A 6,490-nucleotide genomic window follows, 5' to 3' on the forward strand; every position below is an offset into this window, starting at 1 on the left:
TCAATTCTTGGGGTTTGATTTGTCCTAATTCAAGTGACTGTAGCTATATTTAGTTAGAAAAAATCAAATCCGAAAAGGGGAGTGGTGGCACTTTGCTACCACTCCCCTTTTCGGATATTTCAATTATGCCAGTCGTGCCATTCAACCTTATTTACTTGTACGTAAATATCTACAGCTTGTCCGATTGTCGGGAAAAAGTTATTTTTGCCCAGCTCGGTGAATAGCCCGTAACGTTTCAATCGATCCTTCGTTGGACCCTTCATCTCGGCAAAGCATAAATCTATGCCTGCCTTACATAGGGTTTTCTCAAGTTCTGCGATCGCATCGGCAGCGGTGAGGTCGATATCGGTCACGGGTTCAGCAGCTACAACTACCCACTTAGTTGCCGTTGGGGCGGTTACGATCGCGCGTATCACCTGTTCGCAAAAGGTTTCGGCATTGGCAAAAAACAGTGGTGCATCCCAACGAAAAATTACGAGTCCCGGAATTCTTCTTCCTTCGGGATGGCGCAAAATATCGTGGTAGCCCTTAAGTCCATCCACTCGCCCTAACACCGCATAATGGGGTCGCCATGCACTCCAGACAAAGGCAAACAAAGCTAAAACCACCGCGCCAAATATTCCTTGAATCACTCCCAGTAGGGCAACCCCTGTAAAACAAACCACAGATAAAACAAATTCAAACCGACGTAGCTGATATAGTCGCCAAGTCCCCTCAATTTCCAAAATCCCCAGCCCTGCGGAAAACACCACCGCACTTAGAGTTGCTTGGGGTAAGTTTTGTAAGAGGAGTGGGGTGAAACACAAAACTATAGCGATACCGATCGCGCTTACTACTCCTGTAATCTGAGTTTTGGAGCCTGCTGCCTCAGCAATAGGCGTTCGTGATGCGCTACTACTTATGGCAAAGCCTTGAAATAACCCCGAAGCAATATTAGCGAGCCCCAAGGCAATTAACTCTTGATTGCGATCGACTTTATAGCCGCCACGAATGGCAAAAGTCCGTGACAACACGCTCATATCGGCAAAAGATATGAGGGCGATCGCGACAGCGCTAGAGACTATGGTTTTGAATTCTACGGGTTGAAGGTGAGGAATTTGAAAAGCAGGTAAGCCCTGCGGCAAAGCGCCCACGACCGATATTCCCGCTCGATGGGAAAGATCAAAGAACGAACTAATTGCTGTTGTCCCCACCACCACGACCAATACCCCTGAAATCTTCGGGGCAAAGCGTTTGCAGGTCAGAATTATGATCACGCAGGCTAATCCGATCGCTAAAGCCGTATAGTTTGCTCGACCATCATAAATTCCCCTTCCAAACCCAATTATCTCTTCCCAAATGGTATTAGCATCTACTGAGAAGCCAAATATCTTGGGCAATTGGCTAATACAAACGGTTACGGCAATTCCATTCAGATATCCATAGCGGATGGGTTTGGAGAGAAGTTCTGTAATAAAGCCAAATTTGGCTATTCCTGCAATAACACAGATGATGCCTGCAAGAATAGATAGCATTCCTGCGATCGCGATCGCATGGAGCGGATCGCCATTAGCTAGGGGAAGAGCCGTTGCCGAAATAATTGGAATCAGCGCAGAGTCAGGACCTAAAACCAAAATGCGACTAGAGCCAAAAATGGCATAGGCTATGAGCGGCAGCATTGTGGAATATAGCCCATAGATCGCGGGTAAACCCGTGGCTTCCGCATAGCCCATTCCAGCGGGAATCAGGATTGCCGTTAGTACCAATCCTGCATTAATATCTTGGATCAGCCAAGGACGTTGATAATTTCTTAATACTGAGATAATCGGGATCCATCGAGCTAACCCATGGGGACGGGAGACAAGGGGTAATGGACTATTCGATGGATTATTAGGCGGATTATTAGGCGGAATAATGTTCAATAATGTATCTCTATGCAAACTATAGCTGTTAAGGTTTTTTAAAGCTCAAAATGGCGTAGCCATTTTGAGCTTTGGTGTAATCTGTGATTAAATTTTGACTTCGGGAATATCCTCGATCGCATTAGTCTCAATGGCAATTTCAGGATTACCCCGATCGCAGCGATCGCGAAACTCACAATATTGGCAACTAGGACTATTGAGGGGCAATTGGGGATAACTATGCGCTTGGTTAATTTCTGTCAAAAATTGGGTTAATTTGGCTTCCGTACCGATATACTCCAACTGTGAATAAGGAATGATCGTTGATTCGGCTGTATTCGCAAACCAATAGGTCATCGATAATTGTTCGGGAGCATAGTTGGTAGTTCTAGCTAATAGATATAGATAGAGACGGGTTTGCCAATTACTTTGTAACTGATCTGCCGCGATCGCTTTTTGGTGGGTTTTCCAATCAAGAATCTGTGCTTGCCGATCGCCCAAAATCAAAAAGTCGTAAATAGCAGTTAAGACAAAATACTCTTGACCGCGATCGCTATTCTCACTATGATGCAGCGACAAATCGATCTTTATTTCCAAGGTACGCCGATGTTCGCAAAAGCGATCGCCCGCGATCGTCGCTGGTGGTTGGCGCTCAAAGGCATCTAGCCATGCTTGTAGCTTAGGATCGCTATTGGCTAAAGCCGATACATCTAGCCCCAACTCTTTTTGCTGCATTAGCAAGTGAAAGTTTGCCCCTAATAGCAAATTTTTTTTGCGCTGCAAATCGGCATCAGGCAGACTCAACTCCTCCAAAAAACTGTATTGATACTTACGCTGACAAGTTTCCCAAATATTGAGGTGTCCTTGTGAAATTGAAGTAATAGCGGGAATAGCTGTCATTGCAGATTTGCGTTCTTGTAGTAACATATCGTCAAACGATCGCCATCACCTATGAATACTCTCAGATGAATGCACCGAATGCTCCTGTCATTCCTAACTCTAATTCTTCGATGCGCCGATTTCTAAAAATCGTCAATCTGCGTCCAGATGAAGCTGAACGTACATTATTGATGTTTTTATTTTATGGTGCAACATCGATTGGAGCAGTGTGGCTTGAGTATTCTAGCTCGACCCTATTTCTGGAAGCCTATACAGCCGAAAAACTAACTTGGGTATATATTGCTACAGCTTTTGTGGTAACGGCTTTTGGCGTATTTTACTCATGGTTACAAAAGCTGTTTCCTTTGCGGTGGGTCATGCTAGGCATATCCTGTCTGCTTGCCTTGCCATTGCCCTTTGCGTGGTTCGGACTGATCCAAAAAGGCACATTCTTTTATATGGCGGCGGTGTTTGGGATTCGTCTCTGGGTCGAAGGCATTTACGTACTTAGTAATATTAATAATGATATTGCCGCGAACCAGCTATTTAATATTCGCGAAATCAAACGAGCCTTTCCTTTAATTAGTACGGGAATTATTGTTGCTGAAATTGTCGGCGGATTTTCCTATCCGTTTTTAGTAGCTTGGGGAGGGGGAGCTGTAAATATGACCCTTGCTACTTGCCTCATGTTATTTATTGGTTCCTGCGTACTTTTTTATCTAAGTACCCGCTATAAACAAGCATTTCCCAATTCGGTCTATAACAGTGAAGAAGATCGAGAAATGTCCACCCGAGCCTTAAAGGGTAACATTCTCAAATATGTCTGGCTCCTATTTGGATTTTTTATTGCGGCGCAAGTTTTATTTTTTATGATCGAGTTCCAGTATCAGTCACAACTGGAAATTCATCTCAAAACGGAGGAAGCGATCGGCAGCTTTCTGGGGATTTTTGGCGGGATTATGGGAGTCTTCAAGCTGGCATTGCAGCTTTTTGGTTCTAGTCGGATTATTGAGAGGATTGGCGTATTTTTGGCAGTATTAATGCCTCCCGTCGGTATTATCATCACAGGCACACTCGCAGGGTTTGCCCCGTTTGGCTTATTGATAGGATTTGTCGTTCTGAAATTCTTTGATGAACTATTTCGCTTTACGATTGTGGCGGCGACTGCTCCAACTCTGTTTCAGGCAGTCCCCGATTTATTGCGCAGTCAGATCCAATCCTTTGTTAGAGGTATTGCCGATCCTCTAGCTACAGGTGGCGCAGGGGTTTTGATTTGGCTTGTCAGTGAAATCTTCAGACGCAATAACATCAGCGTTGATGTTTCAGCGCATTGGTTTGCTGGCGTAATCGTCGTTGTGGCAATGATCTGGGTCGCCATTATTTGGTTGCTCAGACGTGGATATCTGGAGCTTTTGATTCAGAGTGTCGAGCGCGGACAATTGAGTTTATCGACGGTGGATACTCGCGAACTGCGCCGCGCGGTATCGGAATCAATGTCAAGAGCTGAGACCCAAACCGAGCAATCAGTCTGCATCGAGCTTTTAACACAAATTGCGCCACAGGCGGTCAATGAGTCCCTTGCACCAGTCCTGTTACAAATGACTCCAGACTTGCAGGCTCAGAGCATTGCCGCAATGTTAGAGAATCCTGAGTCGCGATATCTGCCATATATCCATCAGGTAATGCAGTCTCATCAAGCTTCGCCTCAAGTTCAGGCTTTATGTTTGCGTTATGTATTGCTAGCCGACGAACAGAATCGTGATATTGATAGTCTGAGGAAGTATTTGGGACCAGAGCAAAACCCGATTATTCGCGGAACTGCCGTCGCTTTAATGATGCGGTTAGGGGCTTCTTCACAGGTTGCCGAAGCGACGAATACTTTGCGCCACATGATTACAAGTCCCTCTCAGCCTGAGCGGGTATTGGGCTGTCGCGCCTTAGCCGAAGCTGCTTTTATGCAGTCATTACGATTCTACGTACCGCAATTATTACAGGATCCCTCGATCGAGGTACGCTGCGCTCTGCTAAAAGCGATCGCCGCTACCCGTGCTAGCGAATATTTTCCATCGATCATTCGCGGATTGCATTACAAAGCCACACGCAAAGCTGCCCATGATGCATTAGTGACCCTTGGCGATGATGCGATCGCGCCCTTGTTAGAGTTAACCGCCAGCGATCGCAGTCCTGATAATGTCCGCATTCACGCATGGGATATTTTGGGGGAAATTGGCTCGCAGGGATCGATCTCAGTCCTTGCAAATAATCTATTAACATCTTGGGGCAAGCACCGTCGGCAAATACTACGTACTTTAATTCGGATTCCGCAAGAACAAGGTATTGAAGCGATCTTAGAGCTAGTGGGGCGGAGTGGCATTGAGAAACTAGTCGTTCAAGAACTGGGGGTAATGACTGAGGCTTGGGCAGGAGTTGTAGATTTATCAATCGATAAAGTTGCCAATACCGAAATGGGATTACTGTTAGATTCCCTGCAAAATGAAGCGATCAATAGTCTAGAACGAATTTTTCTGTTGATGAAATTACTGTATTCAGGCTCGGCGATTCAAGCAGCATCCTTTAATATTTTGTCGGATTCTAAAAGCAGTCTGGCGCGTGGCATGGAGATCTTAGATAATACGGTGGACTTGAGTGTTAAGCAGATTATCCTATCAGTAGTTGATAACCGCTCTATTCCTGACAAGTTAAATATTCTGGCTACGCTCCATCCCTATAAGCCCCTATCGCCGATTAACCGATTGCAACAGCTAGTAGAATTGCGTTATTGTCTTTCCGACTGGACGTTAGCTTGCTGTTTTCATGTGGCTCGTACGCAATGGTGGAGTTTGACTGCGGAAACAATGCTGAAATGTTTAGAACATTCTACAGGCTTTGTTAGGGAGGCCGTAATTGCTTATTTACAGGTGGCTTCACCGCGATCGCTAATGAAAGTTTTGCCCAGATTATTAAAGGATCGGGATTCTTTAGTCCTTGCCCAGTCGCGAGCAATTTACTATTACTTTCAAAATAATGGGAAAAATATCCTAAATCTAAGTAATAATTTGCATGAGAGCAAAGATATAGATACTGAGATAAAAGCCAGAATGATTGGCAAACCAAATGGGTATGGGGAGTCTTAGGCTATGTTAACCAGTATTGATCGGTTGTTGTTGGTGCGAGGAGTTCCGATTTTCAAGGAATTGCGTGATGAATTCTTGGTTCGTCTCGCGTCAATTATGAATGAGGTTTCTTATCCAGCGGATAAAACAATCTTCGCTCAGGGGCAAGAAGGGCGATCGCTGTATATTGTCGTGGCTGGACGAGTGCGGGTACATCTTGGAGATAAAGATCTGGCAATTCTGGATAAGGGCAGTTGCTTTGGGGAAATGTCACTATTTGATGCCGAACCACGTTCTGCTTCGGTTACAGCCATTGCTGGATGTGATTGTTTGGTGTTAACGCAACAGCAACTTTATGAAGCGATCGATGAGACTCCCGATATTGCTGTAAATATTATTCGCTTATTATCGCGGCGCATCCGTAGCCAAAATGCACAACTTAATGAGTTACAGGCTTCTAATCAATAACTAGCGTCAGTTTAAGTTAAGCTGACAAATTTTAAAATCCCCATAGTAAAAGCCTTACTAAGCAAGGCTTTTACTATGGGGATTTGAGAAAGGGTTTGCTACGCAAGCCCTTTCTCAAATCCCGTTTCAAATTATCCCGAACTCACGTTA

The 6,490-nt window shown here is 44.9% G+C and carries 4 protein-coding genes; 2 read left to right on the forward strand and 2 right to left on the reverse strand.

Annotated features, from left to right (window positions below; translation table 11 throughout):
- Window positions 1-119 precede the first annotated feature (119 nt).
- Both AC805_RS00310 and AC805_RS00315 read right to left on the reverse strand, forming a co-directional pair.
- The gene (locus AC805_RS00310; RefSeq protein ID WP_231662371.1) at window positions 120-1,901 is read right to left on the reverse strand and encodes a SulP family inorganic anion transporter; all 1,782 of its coding nucleotides are present in this window, start codon (window positions 1,899-1,901) and stop codon (window positions 120-122) included.
- An 87-nt stretch (window positions 1,902-1,988) separates the two neighbouring features.
- Window positions 1,989-2,780 carry a PD-(D/E)XK nuclease family protein gene (locus AC805_RS00315; protein ID WP_072143477.1) on the reverse strand — a complete coding sequence of 264 codons (792 nt, stop codon included), beginning with the start codon at window positions 2,778-2,780 and terminating at the stop codon, window positions 1,989-1,991.
- Here AC805_RS00315 and AC805_RS00320 point away from each other — a divergent pair.
- Both AC805_RS00320 and AC805_RS00325 read left to right on the forward strand, forming a co-directional pair.
- On the forward strand, window positions 2,780-5,893 hold the full coding sequence (locus AC805_RS00320) for a hypothetical protein (protein WP_231662372.1): 3,114 nt from the start codon (window positions 2,780-2,782) through the stop codon (window positions 5,891-5,893). The genes AC805_RS00315 and AC805_RS00320 overlap by 1 nt on opposite strands.
- Before the next feature lie 3 nt (window positions 5,894-5,896).
- Window positions 5,897-6,340, forward strand: a complete 444-nt coding sequence (locus AC805_RS00325) for a Crp/Fnr family transcriptional regulator (protein WP_009629292.1) — start codon at window positions 5,897-5,899, stop codon at window positions 6,338-6,340.
- Window positions 6,341-6,490 lie beyond the last annotated feature (150 nt).

The organism is Pseudanabaena sp. 'Roaring Creek', assembly GCF_001402795.1.
GTDB lineage: Bacteria > Cyanobacteriota > Cyanobacteriia > Pseudanabaenales > Pseudanabaenaceae > Pseudanabaena.

Bases quoted from the DNA above. Each gene is read 5' to 3' on its own strand.
- AC805_RS00315 (WP_072143477.1), bottom strand. From the start codon at position 2,780: ATGACAGCTATTCCCGCTATTACTTCAATTTCACAAGGACACCTCAAT.
- AC805_RS00325 (WP_009629292.1), top strand. From the start codon at position 5,897: ATGTTAACCAGTATTGATCGGTTGTTGTTGGTGCGAGGAGTTCCGATT.